At 44.5% G+C, this 14,476-nt stretch carries 11 protein-coding genes; 5 read left to right on the forward strand and 6 right to left on the reverse strand.

From position 1 onward, the window contains the following. Position 1: 1 nt before the first annotated feature. Complete coding sequence (locus AACQ79_RS11380; RefSeq protein ID WP_170899110.1) at positions 2 to 2,128, forward strand: AsmA family protein; 2,127 nt, start codon at positions 2 to 4, stop codon at positions 2,126 to 2,128. Positions 2,129 to 2,189: 61 nt separating this feature from the next. Here AACQ79_RS11380 and cobO read toward each other — a convergent pair whose 3' ends face one another. The 5 genes from cobO to AACQ79_RS11405 all read right to left on the reverse strand — a co-directional run bounded on the left by cobO (position 2,190) and on the right by AACQ79_RS11405 (position 7,257). Further along, entirely contained in the window at positions 2,190 to 2,795 is a 606-nt protein-coding gene (gene cobO / locus AACQ79_RS11385) for a cob(I)yrinic acid a,c-diamide adenosyltransferase (protein WP_026028813.1), read from the reverse strand. 126 nt (positions 2,796 to 2,921) lie between these two features. Then, positions 2,922 to 4,193: an outer membrane protein transport protein gene (locus AACQ79_RS11390; RefSeq protein ID WP_094132908.1), complete on the reverse strand. Its 1,272-nt coding sequence runs from the start codon at positions 4,191 to 4,193 to the stop codon at positions 2,922 to 2,924. Between the two features lie 301 nt (positions 4,194 to 4,494). Beyond that, on the reverse strand, positions 4,495 to 5,745 hold the full coding sequence (locus AACQ79_RS11395) for an outer membrane protein transport protein (protein WP_170899111.1): 1,251 nt from the start codon (positions 5,743 to 5,745) through the stop codon (positions 4,495 to 4,497). 245 nt (positions 5,746 to 5,990) lie between these two features. Beyond that, a complete protein-coding gene (locus tag AACQ79_RS11400; protein ID WP_017044335.1) occupies positions 5,991 to 6,716 on the reverse strand; it encodes a DUF3379 domain-containing protein in 726 nt (241 codons plus the stop codon). Then, positions 6,709 to 7,257 (reverse strand): sigma-70 family RNA polymerase sigma factor, encoded by a 549-nt coding sequence (locus AACQ79_RS11405; RefSeq protein WP_088717986.1) that lies wholly within the window; start codon positions 7,255 to 7,257, stop codon positions 6,709 to 6,711. The genes AACQ79_RS11400 and AACQ79_RS11405 overlap by 8 nt, the downstream gene beginning before the upstream one ends. 688 nt (positions 7,258 to 7,945) lie before the next feature. Between AACQ79_RS11405 and fadI the strand changes: the two genes are divergently transcribed. The 3 genes from fadI (at position 7,946) to AACQ79_RS11420 (ending at position 12,076) form a co-directional block, all read left to right on the forward strand. Beyond that, positions 7,946 to 9,253 (forward strand): acetyl-CoA C-acyltransferase FadI, encoded by a 1,308-nt coding sequence (gene fadI / locus AACQ79_RS11410; RefSeq protein WP_017044558.1) that lies wholly within the window; start codon positions 7,946 to 7,948, stop codon positions 9,251 to 9,253. Further along, positions 9,253 to 11,376 carry a fatty acid oxidation complex subunit alpha FadJ gene (gene fadJ, locus AACQ79_RS11415; protein WP_017044103.1) on the forward strand — a complete coding sequence of 708 codons (2,124 nt, stop codon included), beginning with the start codon at positions 9,253 to 9,255 and terminating at the stop codon, positions 11,374 to 11,376. The genes fadI and fadJ overlap by 1 nt, the downstream gene beginning before the upstream one ends. A 151-nt stretch (positions 11,377 to 11,527) precedes the next feature. After that, a complete protein-coding gene (locus tag AACQ79_RS11420; RefSeq protein ID WP_013857243.1) occupies positions 11,528 to 12,076 on the forward strand; it encodes an NAD(P)H nitroreductase in 549 nt (182 codons plus the stop codon). 61 nt (positions 12,077 to 12,137) lie between these two features. On the opposite strand, the gene AACQ79_RS11425 is transcribed toward AACQ79_RS11420, so the two are convergent. Then, the gene (locus tag AACQ79_RS11425) at positions 12,138 to 13,013 is read right to left on the reverse strand and encodes a LysR family transcriptional regulator (RefSeq protein ID WP_026027659.1); all 876 of its coding nucleotides are present in this window, start codon (positions 13,011 to 13,013) and stop codon (positions 12,138 to 12,140) included. A gap of 256 nt (positions 13,014 to 13,269) precedes the next feature. Between AACQ79_RS11425 and AACQ79_RS11430 the strand changes: the two genes are divergently transcribed. After that, positions 13,270 to 14,388 carry a response regulator gene (locus AACQ79_RS11430; RefSeq protein ID WP_017044561.1) on the forward strand — a complete coding sequence of 373 codons (1,119 nt, stop codon included), beginning with the start codon at positions 13,270 to 13,272 and terminating at the stop codon, positions 14,386 to 14,388. Positions 14,389 to 14,476 lie beyond the last annotated feature (88 nt).

The following is a 14,476-nucleotide window of genomic DNA, read 5'->3' on the forward strand; positions in this document are numbered from 1 at the left end:
GATGAAAAAACTGTTTCTTTTCATTGCCATTATTATCGGTGCGTTAATCGCTGCCGCGCTCGCACTTGTCCTGTTGGTCAATCCTAACCAATTTAAGCCCTTGATTGTAGAACAAGCCAAACAGAAAACGGGGTTGGACTTAGTCATTGAAGGAGATATCAGTTGGAGTTTCTTCCCTTCGCTTGGCTTTGAGCTGGGCCAAACTGAACTCAGAAACCCACAAGGTTTCAGCGCTCCAAACCTGTTTAAAGTCGATCAAGTTGGCATTGAAATTTCGGTGATGCCATTGCTGGATAAGCAACTGGAAATTGGCAATATCCGCCTAAATGGTGCTGAGTTCCATCTTGAAACCCTTAAAGATGGCCGTTCAAACTTAGATAGCTTAACTCAAGCCGCGCCTCAACCAGCCGCCTCTTCCGCCGTAAACGAAACAAAACCAGCACAAGAAGAGACAAGCAGCGTCAATGCGAGCAACCCTGTTCAAGAGTGGACGATTAACTTAGCGGGCGTTAGCGTCGAAAACGCATTACTGGAAATACAAGACCGCAAAGCCGGTACACATACCAAGCTGTATGACGTGGCGGTCAATCTTTCAGAGTTTGCGGTGGACAAATGGACGTCAGCAACTTTTGCCGCCAAAGGTAAAAATAACCAACAAAACTTTGCCGCAGAAGGGCGAGCTGAATTCAAATTAGCCGCTGGTTTCAAGGATTATGCGCTGAAGAACGTTGTGCTTGATGCGAGCTTTAGTGATCCATCAAACCAGATTGATTCTGCGAAGATTGAATTAGCCACGTTCGAGTTTGATAAGAAGAATGCGCTGTCATTCAGCGTGAAAGGAAAGGTAGCGGATTTAAAACTTGATGTGAAGGGGAGTGCGCAACTGACTCTCGATAAAGCCATGAGCTTGGTGAAGATTGATACGTTGGTGCTGGATACTAATCTAGAAGGAACCAGTTTGCCACAAAGCCCCATGCAGATCGGTTTAACTTCGAACATTCGTTTTGATCTCTCTAAAAACCAACTGGATGTCCTACTCAGTAAATTAACCGCAAATGCATTAGAATTTGATGGTGATGTCAAAGTGACGTTGGCTGAGATCCCTAAAATCCGCTTCAATATGCATAGCCCAAATATCGATTTGGATGAATTTTTAGGGCTTGCGAATCCAGCAACGGCAAGCAGTGCCGTGAGTGAAAGTAAGGCATCGTCAGGCTCAACGTCAGCAGCGCCTGCTACGGTGAGCGCTGAAGTGGAACCGGATCTCAGTGCATTAAAAACGTTGGATGTGCAAGGCAAGGTCACCATAGACAAGTTCAAAGCTAATAATGCTCGATTACAGAATGTGCAAACCAGCTTTAGCGTCGATCGTGGAATCGTGAATTTAACCTCATTCAGTGCCAACCTTTACCAAGGTACTATTCAGGCGACCGCTCAACTGGATGCAACCAAAGTACCTGCCACTTATAGCGCTAAAAAAAGCGTTAAGGGAGTACAGGTGCTGCCGCTATTAAAAGATGTACTCAATAATGAGATGTTACAAGGCACGGGTAACATCGATGTGGACGTAAAAGGGCGCAGTTTGACGCCAACGGGCATTCAACAAAACCTTGTCGGAACCGTGAACATCAACTTTGCCGATGGTGCAGTCAATGGTATTAACGTTGCTCACCTTATCCGTAGCAATTACGCCAAAATTAAAGGTAACAAAGTTGATGACGACCCAGTGAAGAAAACCGATTTTAGCGCCATGACCGCTACGCTGAAATTGAACAAAGGGGAAGTCACCACCAATAACCTCGCCATGCAATCACCACTGTTGCGTATTCGTGGTGAGGGTAAAGCGAATTATCTGCAACAAACGGTTGATTTTTTGGTGAGCACTTCTGTGGTGGGAACGCTAGAGGGGCAAGGTGGCAAAGACATTGATGAGTTGCGAGACGTCACGATTCCTATCAACATCTCAGGGCAATGGAGCGATCCTAAATTCAAATTGGTTTTTGATGATGTGTTAAGACAAAAAGCGGAAAAAGAGATTGACCGTGGCTTGGAAAAGCTCGGCGTTGAGATAAAAGACGAGAAAACCAAGAAAGCGGTTGATGGCTTATTAAAAAGTCTTTTTAAGTAATTTACTGGGTTGATTTGATTATGATTGATCAAGCCTCCTCGATTTAGAGGAGGCTTTTTTATCACCAGTCGATGCCTTTTCGTGCTTTGATGCCCGACTCAAAGGCGTGTTTCACATTTTTGACTTCCGACACCGTATCGGCGATTTCAATCAAGCTGCGGTGTGCTCCTCGGCCCGTGATCACCACCGACTGCATTGTTGGCCGTGTTGTTAAGGCTTCAATCACTTCGTCTAATTCGATATAGCCATAGCTCACCATGTAGGTCAGCTCATCAAACAACACCACATCAATCGACTCATCTTTAAGCATGCGTTTGCATTCTTGCCAAACCCCTTGCGCCGCTGCGGTATCGGCTTCTTTGTTTTGTGTTTCCCAAGTAAAGCCCGTCGCCATGACTTGAAATTCGACGCCCAGTTTTTCAAGCAGATTACGTTCACCGTTTTCCCAGGTTCCTTTAATGAACTGAGCTACCGAACATTTCAAACCGTGGCCGACAGCGCGCGCAATGGTGCCAAAACCTGAGGTGGATTTCCCTTTACCATTGCCGGTAATGATCAATAACAACCCTTTCTCTTGCTGAGCCGCGGCAATTCGTGCATCGACTTGCTCTTTTACTTTCTGTTGTCTCGCTTTATGGCGTTCATTTTTAATTTCTTCAGTCGACATGCTCAATCCTGTTCATTAATAGCGTTGCCGCTATCATAGCTCAACTACTCGGCAGCAAAAACCATCGAAATTACAAGGAATAAAAAAGCCAGAGCAATGCTCTGGCCTTGAATATTTGACTGGATATTAGAAGCGGTAATTGGCTTGTACACCGATAAGCCAAACATTGCCCGTTACTTCACCATTAAATGCACCACCAATTTGTGCTGAAGTGGCATCAGAGGCATCTCTCGGTTCGTTGATGGTGGCATCTTTTGCAAAAATATAGGTAAAGCCAGCGTCAAGTGTTAGCTGTGGTGTGGCAACGTAACTTGCACCGATACTAAGCCAAGTTCGGTCAGTCTCTGGGATTGTTGCTGTGCGGTTTTTATCGTCCACTGCTGATGTGTCATACGCAATACCTGTACGCAGAGCGATTTTAGCGTCGTATTGGTAAGTCGCACCTAAGGCAAAGCGGTAGTTATCTTCCCAGTTTTCTGATTTGATCAGATCTGATTTCTCTGGGAATACGGCAGTCAGTTCCTTGAATGAGCTCCAATCTGTCCAGTTCACGCTGGCATGCAGTGCCAGTTTCTCATTTAATTGATGGTAACTAGCAAGCTCTGCTGTGGCGGGCAAGGCAACAGACATCATCCCAGGTTTGTAAGCACCGTAAGTAATGCCTTTAGCGTGCCCATCAAAATCCATCATCACTTCGGATTTATAGCTTGCGCCAATACGGTTTGTTTCATTGATCTGCCAAGCTGTACCGACTTGCCATCCCCAAGAGTTATCTTCGCCTTCCATATATTTTAGGGTTGTACCTTGCGGAAGAGTCAGTGCATTTTTTGCTGGAGCGGTGGCACCAAAATGGCCTTCTCCGATCACATAGCGTACGCCACCACCAATACTAAATTCAGTGGTTACTTGATAAGCGACATTGAGATTCGCTTCTTTAGTAATAACGCTTGCTTGATTGCCAAAGTGTGAGGCAGCAAAATCATTACCCAGTTCGGTTTCCATCCCATAGTTTGTTCCTAGCGCAAAGCCCAGCACTAGTTGTTCATTCAACTGATGAGATAAGTAAAAATTAGGAATAACCGCATCATGAGCGAAGTCTTTTGCGCTTGCTTGCGTTGTGCCAAGTAATGAGTGGCTCACGGTGCCATTCACATCAACATTCGGGTTAACGTAAATTGCACCAACAGAAATTTGCGTACCTTTCAAATAAGTCAGCATGGCAGGGTTACGCCATTGTGCACTGGCGTTATCAGCCATAGCCGCTTCACCGGCGTAAGCACGCCCAAGGCCTGTTGCAGAGTATTCTGCCAATTGGAAACCGGCGGCTTGAGATGCGTTTGATACGCTGAATAGTCCACATGCCACTGCAAGTGAAAGAAGAGTTTTATTTGATTTCATTATAATGTTCGCTGAAATATTTGAATTCGGTGTGGGGATTTTAAGGTTAGAGCTAATGCTTTAAAAATATAAAGCAGTGAATTTGTTGTTTTTGAAATTAAAATCTATTAAAGATTTAATTATAAGCGTAATACTCTGCTTGTTGCAAAAGTGTTTCTGATTTTTGGCGAACACTTGTAGTGTGGTTTAAGGCCAAAAAGGTACAGTTGTTAGCTGAATTAGGCGAGGAGATGATATTACAAGCATTAAAAAGGGCTGGAAAACCAGCCCTTTATTGACGCTATGCTAATAAACGTTGCGCTTAGAAGCTGCGGCTATATTGTAAGCCGACTAGGATTGCATCTGCGTGGGTCGTTGCTGAAATAGAAGACAGCTCTACTGGTAATGTTGGGTGAGGTGTGGATTCGTTAACCTGAACGTCTTTGCCCATTAAATACGTGAAACCAAAATCAATGTTTGAGTGTTGGTCTAAATGGTAAGTAAAGCCAGCCGACAGCCAGTTACGATCTGAATCAGGAACTGAAACGGATGTTTTTTGATCTTGAGCACTGGTGTCATACATGTAGCCAGCACGCAGTGTCCAATCTTGGTTTAAGTAGTAAGTACCACCAATCGAGTAATGCATACCATTTTGCCATTTATACTCGTTCAATACCCCGCTTGTTTTAGCTTCTAGCTTGTCAAACTCAGCCCAGCCAATCCATTGAACGCTATAATGCACGGCAAACTGTTCATTTAAGCGGTGGAAGCCTGAGAATTCAGCCATATCAGGAAGTGGCATAATGAGAGTGTCATCAACTTTACCTTTTCCTGAACGAGAATAATTGACATCTCCATCAGCTTCTAAGTCTGGGCTATAACGGTAAGAAAAACCAAAGCGGTTATGTTCATCCAGCTCATAAACAGTGCCTAAGTTAAAGCCTAATGCCCAACCATCGGCATCAGCTTCTAACGCTGTAGAGCTACCTAGGTATTGACTTGTTCTTCGTTCGAGTTTTCCTTGACCATAAATCAAATCTAAACCTAAACCTAGACTCCATTGTTCATTTAAACGGTAAGAACCTGATAAACCAAAGTTTGCACTTTTCACATCAGTTAAGCCGCCGTATTCAGCGCCAACAAAGGAGCTATCAAACTCAGTTTTTGTACCGAAGTTTGAATAGGCATTAATACCCCATGCAAATTGATCATTGACTGGCACAATTAAGTGAATATTCGGTGCAATAGAAGTGTCACCCGCATCATCATAATTTGAATCAAAAGATGAGCCAGGTGCTGTAATCGCTGAATATTTTGCATCTTTAACTTTTATTTTCGATGTGATCGATACAAAGCCCAAAGAGAGTGAGGTTTCATCAAACAACGCCATTGCGGCAGGGTTACGAGCCATCACCGATGCGTTATCGGCAATAACAGCATCACCAGCAAATGCACGACCTAGGCCAGTCGCAGATTGTGCATTGAGCTGAAAGCCCGCTGCCAGTGCTTGTTGTGAAGCGAGAGCTACCGTTACGGCAAGTAACGATTTTTTAAACAGACGCGTCTTGTTCATGGTGCTTTTCCTTTTTGATTTCATCGCCTCTAATGGACGTTGTTTTTGAGCAAATGCTCAATTGGTGGCTGATACTAGAGGCAAGTATAGAAGATAGAAATCCGACCATTGTCTAATTGAATGATAAAATTGCAGAAATGATGTCTATTTGGCAGGAAAAAGGCGGAAAATGCTTATTTATAGAGTTTAAGCTCTACTTTTGTCTAGGGAACCTGGCCTGCATTATATACAGGCCAGGAATGGTTTTAATGGGAAGGTTTTAGCATAGGCATTAGTTTTTTAGCGATGTTCGTGACATCTTCGCCATTTTCACCGACAAGGATCAGGCTAGCATCACCGACGGGTTCGATGATTCCTGCCATGCCTTGCTCATTAAAGTTCACGGCTTGTTCACTGGCAATGCCTGTGAAAAAGAGCGTCACTTTCCCGCTTTCACCTTGAAAAACCATGTGCAGAGCGTTTGCCTTGCCAAAACCACAGTGGTTTAGGTAATAAACGTGGTAAGGGAAGTTACTGCTTAACTGATAAGCGAATGGCAGCATTTTGGCGTTGATCTGCGTTGAATTCACTTGTTCATCCAGTTGGTTGACAAAGCCTTCTTCATCAATGACGTGTTTGATGGCGGTGTCCATTAGGCTTGCCTGCGCCGGTGGAATGAGCACATTTCGCCAATTGATTTGGCCAACCAATAAACCAAACACAAAAGCAATCGATGCAGCCAATGTCATCGCTTGCTTGGCAAAAGTAGGGCGGATGACATTGCTTGCCATTGTGGTCTGACTAAATAGAATACGGTCTGCGAGATCGTCAGGCACGTCTACATTCATTGCAGTAGCAATCGTTGCATCTAAGCTCAATATGTCCTCTAGGAACTGACGATTAGTATCACTAGTGGATGCCGCTTGGATAATCTCTTGGTCATGCTGTTTTGGATCGGACATAACTCGGCGGCGAAATTCTAATTCATCCATTTTGCTGCCCCTTATACGCTTCTGATGAATCCAATTGTTCTTTTAATTGATTACGAGCTCGAAACAGACGAGTCATGACCGTGTTCTTATTGAGTTCGAGGATCTCGCCAATTTCATCACCACTAAAACCCCCAATGACTTGTAGGAAAAGAGGTTCGCGGTATTCAATATCCAGCTTCATTATCTGTGCCTGCAACCACTCTTGTTGATGATGAGGATCATCGTTGACTTTTACGTCACCGCTGTAGTCATCAATATCGACCAACTCAAACTGCTTGCGCTCAAAGCGGCGCGCGTTCTCACGACGAAGAATAGTTATAAGCCACGATTTGGCCGCTTTCTCGTCGAGCAAACTATCGAGAGATTTCCAAGCCCTCAAGCAGGTTTCTTGGACTAAATCTTCAGCAATGCTTTTATCTTTACATAGCCAATAGGCATAACGAAAAAGATCTCGGTGATAAGCACGCACAAGCGTTTCATATTTTCTCTGTCTGTCAATATTACTATTGACCGGGCTGCTGGACTTTTTCTTTCCAAACATGGTTATTATCGACACATGAGTCTCCGTTTGCTCTGTGATTTCTTCTTTGTTTAGGCCATTTTATGGTCGTCTTGCGATGAACGCTTTGCGTATTCGTTCGCTTTCGATCCGTTCAAGTTGTTCGGTAACATCAATTCAAGCGTCGACGGCTTTTTAATTTCATAGTATGGAATAAATCAATATAAAATTGATCTACTTCAAAATCTCATAGCACGAAGTGGCTATAGTACACCTTGTCATCTCGTTAGTCATTGCGACTAACATGTTGAGCAAGATGACACTTCCTTTTGAAGGCTGACTTTACTTTCTCCTAATCAGGAAACTGATTATTTCAATTGGCGTAAGTTAATTGCTTTATATATTCCGACCACACATTATTGTGTGGTTTTTTTTTGCTTATATACCCTTCCTACTTGAAGCAGCAGCGGTGTTGGCTACGTTCGTTCACCCCAATCACATAGTTTGCCTATGCTCATTGGGACTCACTCACTTGCCGCCTACCTGCAACTCCAAGTTGTTTGGGTATAACTCCATTATTCATTTAAAGATTAAGTGGTTATCCATCTCCTCTCCCTACATTACTTTCTTCGATTCGGTGCGAATATCACGTTTATTTAAACACTTGTTTGATTGTTTTAACAACCTCGTTACAATGTGCCAGGTCAGACCTCTATTCTAAGGAGAAACAATGGGCAAACAGGAAGTCAAAACGCGCTCTGGTGAGCGTGTGGCTATCGTCGCGGGGTTGCGTACCCCTTTTGCGCGTCAAAGTACCGAATTTAGTCAAGTTCCTGCAGTCGATTTAGGCAAGATGGTGGTGAGTGAACTGCTTGCGCGAACGGAACTCGATCCTAAATTGATCGAACAACTCGTCTTTGGACAAGTCGTGCAAATGCCTGAGGCACCAAACATCGCGCGTGAGATCGTTTTAGGGACAGGAATGAGCATCCATACCGATGCGTACAGCGTCACACGAGCGTGCGCTACCAGTTTTCAGGCGGCGGTGAATGTGGCTGAAAGCATAATGGCTGGCACGATTGATATTGGTATGGCTGGTGGTGCCGATTCGTCTTCCGTTTTGCCGATTGGAGTGTCTAAAAAATTAGCCGCTAGCTTACTCGCTTTAAGTAAAACCAAAACCGTTGCTCAGAAACTCAGCATCTTAAAATCATTATCTTTTAAAGATTTAATGCCAGTCCCCCCCGCGGTCGCTGAATATTCAACGGGCCTTTCGATGGGGCAAACGGCTGAGCAGATGGCAAAATCTCATCACATAAGCCGACTGGATCAAGATGCTTTGGCACATCGTTCTCACTCTCTAGCTTCACAAGCTTGGAAAGAGGGCAAAATCCAAGGCGAAGTCATGACGGCATTCCCAGAGCCCTATAAAAAGTGGATCGCTGAAGATAACAATATTCGTCATGACTCGACTCTGGAAGGTTATGCCAAGTTACGTCCAGCGTTTGATAGGCAATATGGTAGCGTGACGGCCGCCAACAGCACACCACTAACCGATGGCGCTGCCGCTATTCTATTAATGCGTGAAGGCCGTGCTAAAGAGCTTGGTTTGGAGATTATGGGCTATATCCGTTCTTACGCTTTTTCAGCGATTGGTGTTGAACACGATATGTTAATGGGGCCGTCTTATGCGACACCGTTAGCCTTACAACGTGCAGGTATTGAGCTTTCCGATCTCACATTGATTGACATGCATGAAGCGTTTGCCGCGCAAACCCTCTCTAATATGAAAATGTTCGCCAGTGATAAGTTTGCACAGGAACATCTTGGTCGAGCAAAAGCGATTGGCGAAATTGATATGGATAAATTTAATGTGCTAGGTGGTTCTATTGCGTATGGTCACCCCTTTGCGGCGACGGGTGCGCGCATGATCACACAAACACTGCGTGAACTAAAACGACGTGGTGGTGGTTTAGGGCTGAATACCGCTTGTGCAGCGGGTGGTTTGGGCGCGGCAATGATTTTGGAGGTTGAATAATGAGCACAGAGAGAGCTTTTCATTTAACAATTGATGAACAAAATATTGCGTGGCTGGCGATTGATGTTCCCGGCGAAAAAATGAATACGCTACAAGCGGCGTTTGCCCAAGAGATGCAAGAGGTTTTTGCGACCTTGGAGGCTCAAAAAACCAGCCTAAAGGGGATGGTGATTCACTCGCTTAAGCCAGATAATTTCATTGCTGGAGCGGATGTCCGTATGCTGAACGCTTGCCAATCGGCCAGCGAAGCACAAGCCTTGGCCAAGCAAGGTCAGGAGATGTTTCAAACCTTATCGGATTTGCCATTCCCAGTGGTTGCCGCGATTCATGGCCCATGCTTAGGTGGTGGTTTAGAGCTGGCGCTGGCTTGTCACTACCGGGTGTGCAGCGACGCGGATATCACGCGTTTGGGTTTGCCCGAAGTGCAATTAGGCTTGCTACCAGGCTCCGGTGGAACGCAGCGGTTGCCGCGTTTGATTGGTTTGTTACCTTCTCTTGATTTGATTTTGACGGGTAAACAGCTGCGAGCAAAAAAAGCAAAACAGCTGGGTGTTATTGATGCTTGCGTAGCAGAGACTATCTTGCTGGATGTGGCCAAGAAGTATGTGCTCGATAATTCTGGGAAAAAACGTCATCAGGCCAATACGTCAGCCAAAGAGAAATTAATTTCTCATACGCAGCTTGGTCGCAAATTAATTTTTGATCAGGCCGCTAAAAAGACTAAGCAAAAAACACGAGGTAATTACCCAGCTGCAGACGCGATTTTAGAGGTGATCCGCCACGGTTTAGATCGTGGTTTTAAAGCCGGGTTAGAGCTTGAAGCGAAGCGATTTGGTGATTTGGTGATGAGCTCGGAATCCAAAGCACTGCGCTCGATTTTCTTTGCCACCACAGAAATGAAAAAAGAGACGGGCAGCGACGCAAAACCTCAAACCGTGAAACGTATCGGCGTATTGGGCGGTGGTTTAATGGGGGCAGGGATCAGCCATGTTAGCGTTGCAAAAGCCAAGGTTCCCGTACGAATCAAAGATGTTTCGAATGATGGGGTATTAAACGCGCTCAATTACAACTACAAATTATTCGATAAACAGCGCAAGCGTCGCATTTTATCCAAAGCGCAGATGCAAACAAAAATGGCGCAATTGTCTGGCGGGATTGATTTTACCAGCTATCAGCATATCGATGTTGTCATTGAAGCGGTATTTGAAGATCTCACGCTTAAGCAGCAAATGGTGGCTGATGTTGAAGCGAATGCCAAAACCAGCACCATTTTTGCGACGAATACTTCTTCGCTTCCAATCCAGAAAATTGCAGCGAAGGCGGCGCGTCCAGAGAATGTGATTGGGTTGCACTATTTCAGTCCTGTTGAAAAAATGCCTCTGGTGGAAGTAATCCCTCATCAAACCACATCGCAAGAGACGATAGCCACAGTAGTGGCCTTGGCGAAAAAACAGGGCAAAACGCCGATTGTGGTCAAAGATTGCGCTGGTTTTTATGTTAACCGTATCCTTGCACCTTACATGAATGAAGCAGCGCAGATCCTGATGGCGGGTGAGTCGATTGAAAAGATAGATACGGCTTTACTCGATTTCGGTTTCCCAGTCGGCCCTATCACGTTATTGGACGAAGTGGGCATTGATGTTGGCTCGAAAATCATGCCAATTCTAGTGCAAGAACTCGGCCCACGTTTTCAAGGACCAGACGTATTTGATTTGCTGCTCAATGACAACCGCAAAGGGCGTAAAAGTGGTAAGGGATTCTATACCTATAAAGGTAAGAAAAAAGAAATCGACAAATCTATCTATAAATTGCTGAAAATCACGCCAGATGCCAAGCAGAGTGATAAGGAGATCGCGCTGCGTTGCGTGCTACTTATGCTGAATGAAGCCGTACGTTGTTTGGATGAGGGCGTAATTCGTTGTGCGCGAGATGGCGATATTGGTGCGATTTTCGGTATCGGTTTCCCGCCGTTTTTGGGCGGCCCATTCCGTTACATAGACCAAATTGGTATCAAGAAATTAGTGGAAATGATGAATCAACATGCTGAGAAGTATGGCGATAAATTCGCTCCTTGTGATGGGCTACTGACTCGAGCTGGGGTTGAAGCACGTTTTTATCCGTAGTCATCTCGGCTGTTTTCATCCATATGTTTGCTTAAATTAGGCGAGGGAATATCCTCGCTTTTTTTCATTTATAGCCAATGAGGTCATCTCTTTATGCGAGTTATTCTCAGTTTGGTATAAGATTATGGAAAATCATCAATAAGGAATCGAAATGGATGCACTAGAGTTGCTGCTTAACCGTCGTTCAATCGCCAATCTCACATCGCCTGCACCTGAAGGTCTGGTCTTGGAAAATATTATTAGAGCAGGCTTGCGAGCGCCCGATCATGGCGGTTTAACCCCTTGGCGTTTCGTGATTGCTCAGGGAGCGGGTTTGCAAAAGTTGTCGGGTATTTTGGCGTCTGCTGTGCGAGCGGATAACGGCAGTGATGCAGAGATAGAAAAAGCGAAAAATGCACCGTTTCGAGCACCCATGGTAATCACAGTGATCGCGAAAGTTACGGAGCATGAAAAGGTGCCAGCGATTGAACAGCATCTCTCTGCGGGATGCGCAGTACAAGCGATGCAAATGGCTGCGGTAGCCCAAGGTTTTCAAGGTTTCTGGCGTTCGGGAAGCTGGATGTTCCACTCTCACGTTCGGCAAGCATTAGGTGCTAAGGGCGATGATCAAATCGTTGGTTTCTTATACCTAGGAACTGCAGGGTGCACGCCAATGAAAGTGCCTGAACGTGATTTGAGTAAATTTATTGAGTTTCTATAGCGAGTTTATTGACTATCTGCCGCTGCGATAACTCATGGCCCAGCAATGCTGGGCCTAAAATCTAGTGGATGTGATAGGCAATCACAAAATCAATAAATAGCCTGACTTTTTCAGGTAGATGATCCTTGTGGTTATACAGCATATAAATATCACGAGGGTTGGAAACCCAGTCTTCCAGTACTCTGACTAAGCTGCCTTCTTCGATAAATTCTTTAATCATTACATCTGGCATTAAGGTGATACCCAGCCCCTCAGAGCAAGCGCTGCGCACTACGTTTAAAGCGTTGGCCTGAAAACGACCAGTATCACAATTGACCACGCATTCCCCTTTATTGTTGGTCAACTGCCATTTTACTAGAGGATATCCCTTCAATAATGAATGATTACTGAGCTCTTCGGCATGAGTTGGTGCAGGGTGTTTCGCTAAATACCCTGGGCTTGCGACTAACACATCTTTCACTTCATTAATTTTTCGCGCAATCAAACTGGAGTCTCGTTGAGGTCCAACTCTAAAAATGACATCCCATTCGGTTGGGTCGAGTTGATCGGCCTGATTGCTGGTGGTCAATTCTATGTTGATATCTGGGTACTGCATCATGAAGGCATTGAAGATAGGCATCATCATGCGTTTCGTGACATTAGATGGTGACGATATTCTTAGTTTGCCTGAAGCGCCACGACATTCATCGGTGAGCTCTTCTGCTGTTGCAGCTAAGCGATGCAGCAACGGTGAGCACTCTTGAAAAAAACGTTCACCCGCTTCAGTCAGCGAAAGTTTTCGAGCATGGCGATTCAACAATCTAAGATTCAGAGAATCTTCCAATGCTTGAATGCGTCGGGTAATGGTCGCAACGGGGATCATTGTTTTACGAGAAGTTGCGGTATAGCTTCCATTTTCGACAACCAGTCGAAAGAGGTTTAGGTCATCTAATTTCATTGTTCCTGACACATTATTTTTCGAATTTGAGTAATTTATACGTATATCATTTGTCAAATCTTGAGTCATATCAACTTGTTTGACGAAAGTAACATTCCGTACAATCCATACATAGCCCATATATATAGTATGCAACCGAGTTACAAAGTGGAACATTTGTATAAATCTTATTTTGCGACTACTTTATAAAGTAACCTATCAATTTATCCTATAACAATAAAATAACTGCTTTTTAAAAGCATTGTGAGGCAGGATTATGTATAAATCTCACATTCAGGCTAGTGAGTTCTTGGCGAAAAAACCTTCAGACAATCAGCATGTCGAGCAAAAACTGATCATGCTCGTTGATGATGACCCAATTTTTAGGCGAATAACCAGTGGTTATTTGTCGGCTCAAGGCTATAAAGTGCTTGAAGCTGAAAATGGCTTAGAGGGGTTGCGCAAGTTAAAAGATGCGGAGCCTGACCTTGTTGTGTGTGACTTAGCAATGCCAGTACTGAACGGCATTGAGTTTGTTGAAGAGGTGAGCCTTGAGTATCCCTCGCTGCCACTGATTGTGGTCTCTGCAACTGATGAAATGGCTGATGTTGCAAAAGTGCTGCGATTTGGTGTTAAGGATTTTCTTCCTAAACCGATTGGTAACCACCAGTATTTAAGCAGTGCAATAGAAAGTACGCTCGAAGATACGTTCAGTCGTTTATCTGATCAGCGCGATTTTTCGACGCAGTGGTTCCGGGTTGACGATGGTGGTGATATTCCAGAAGAGCAAGAGTTGCATTGGCATCTGGAGTATTTACGAGAAAACCCTAGTACTGCGAAAGATTTGCTGCACGCGTTATTACCAGAAAAGGATACTTCACAAGGCAGTTGGAAGTGTAGTTACCGTCTTTTACAATCGGCGGATGTGATGCCGCTGGTATTTGACTATGCGTGGTTGATGAACGGGCAGTTTGCCTTTTACTTGGTCGATTCAGATGCTCATTATGAAAATAGTGTGGCTTCAACATTGCTCGTTCGTGCTCTGTTTCACGATTATCTTCGCAACTTAAAAAGCTTCAGTGCCGATCTGAAAGACCTTGCCGACATACTGGAAAAAGGTATTGAATGCTCAGAGTGTGCTAATCCAATCAACGCAGTATTCGGTATTGCGGATTTAAGCGAAGGTACACTCTCTATCCTGCCAGCTGGGCTCGACAGTCAATGGTCAAATGGCTACTTAACTCAACATATTGCTGCGGGTGTTAGCCTTGGGCAGAACTGTTTAAAAAACTTTATCACTAAAGATTTACCGATCAACTCAACTTGTCAGCTATCAACTAATCGCTTAGGTTCGAGTAGTTTCAAACTCAATATTTACCAAGGTGGCAGCAGTTAATAACCTTATATTTAGTCGGTGTTTGCGGTGATTTGTTTGAGGTATAGTTCGCGTCTAGAACAACAATCACCCAATTCGTTTACGTTAC

Source organism: Vibrio sp. 3-2(1), from assembly GCF_963887575.1.
GTDB lineage: Bacteria > Pseudomonadota > Gammaproteobacteria > Enterobacterales > Vibrionaceae > Vibrio > Vibrio anguillarum.

What these genes read in the sequence shown, in the direction of transcription:
- AACQ79_RS11380 (WP_170899110.1), top strand. Translation starts at nt 2, where the DNA reads ATGAAAAAACTGTTTCTTTTCATTGCCATTATTATCGGTGCGTTAATC.
- cobO (WP_026028813.1), bottom strand. Translation starts at nt 2,795, where the DNA reads ATGTCGACTGAAGAAATTAAAAATGAACGCCATAAAGCGAGACAACAG.
- AACQ79_RS11390 (WP_094132908.1), bottom strand. Translation starts at nt 4,193, where the DNA reads ATGAAATCAAATAAAACTCTTCTTTCACTTGCAGTGGCATGTGGACTA.
- AACQ79_RS11395 (WP_170899111.1), bottom strand. Translation starts at nt 5,745, where the DNA reads ATGAACAAGACGCGTCTGTTTAAAAAATCGTTACTTGCCGTAACGGTA.
- AACQ79_RS11400 (WP_017044335.1), bottom strand. Translation starts at nt 6,716, where the DNA reads ATGGATGAATTAGAATTTCGCCGCCGAGTTATGTCCGATCCAAAACAG.
- AACQ79_RS11405 (WP_088717986.1), bottom strand. Translation starts at nt 7,257, where the DNA reads ATGTTTGGAAAGAAAAAGTCCAGCAGCCCGGTCAATAGTAATATTGAC.
- fadI (WP_017044558.1), top strand. Translation starts at nt 7,946, where the DNA reads ATGGGCAAACAGGAAGTCAAAACGCGCTCTGGTGAGCGTGTGGCTATC.
- fadJ (WP_017044103.1), top strand. Translation starts at nt 9,253, where the DNA reads ATGAGCACAGAGAGAGCTTTTCATTTAACAATTGATGAACAAAATATT.
- AACQ79_RS11420 (WP_013857243.1), top strand. Translation starts at nt 11,528, where the DNA reads ATGGATGCACTAGAGTTGCTGCTTAACCGTCGTTCAATCGCCAATCTC.
- AACQ79_RS11425 (WP_026027659.1), bottom strand. Translation starts at nt 13,013, where the DNA reads ATGAAATTAGATGACCTAAACCTCTTTCGACTGGTTGTCGAAAATGGA.
- AACQ79_RS11430 (WP_017044561.1), top strand. Translation starts at nt 13,270, where the DNA reads ATGTATAAATCTCACATTCAGGCTAGTGAGTTCTTGGCGAAAAAACCT.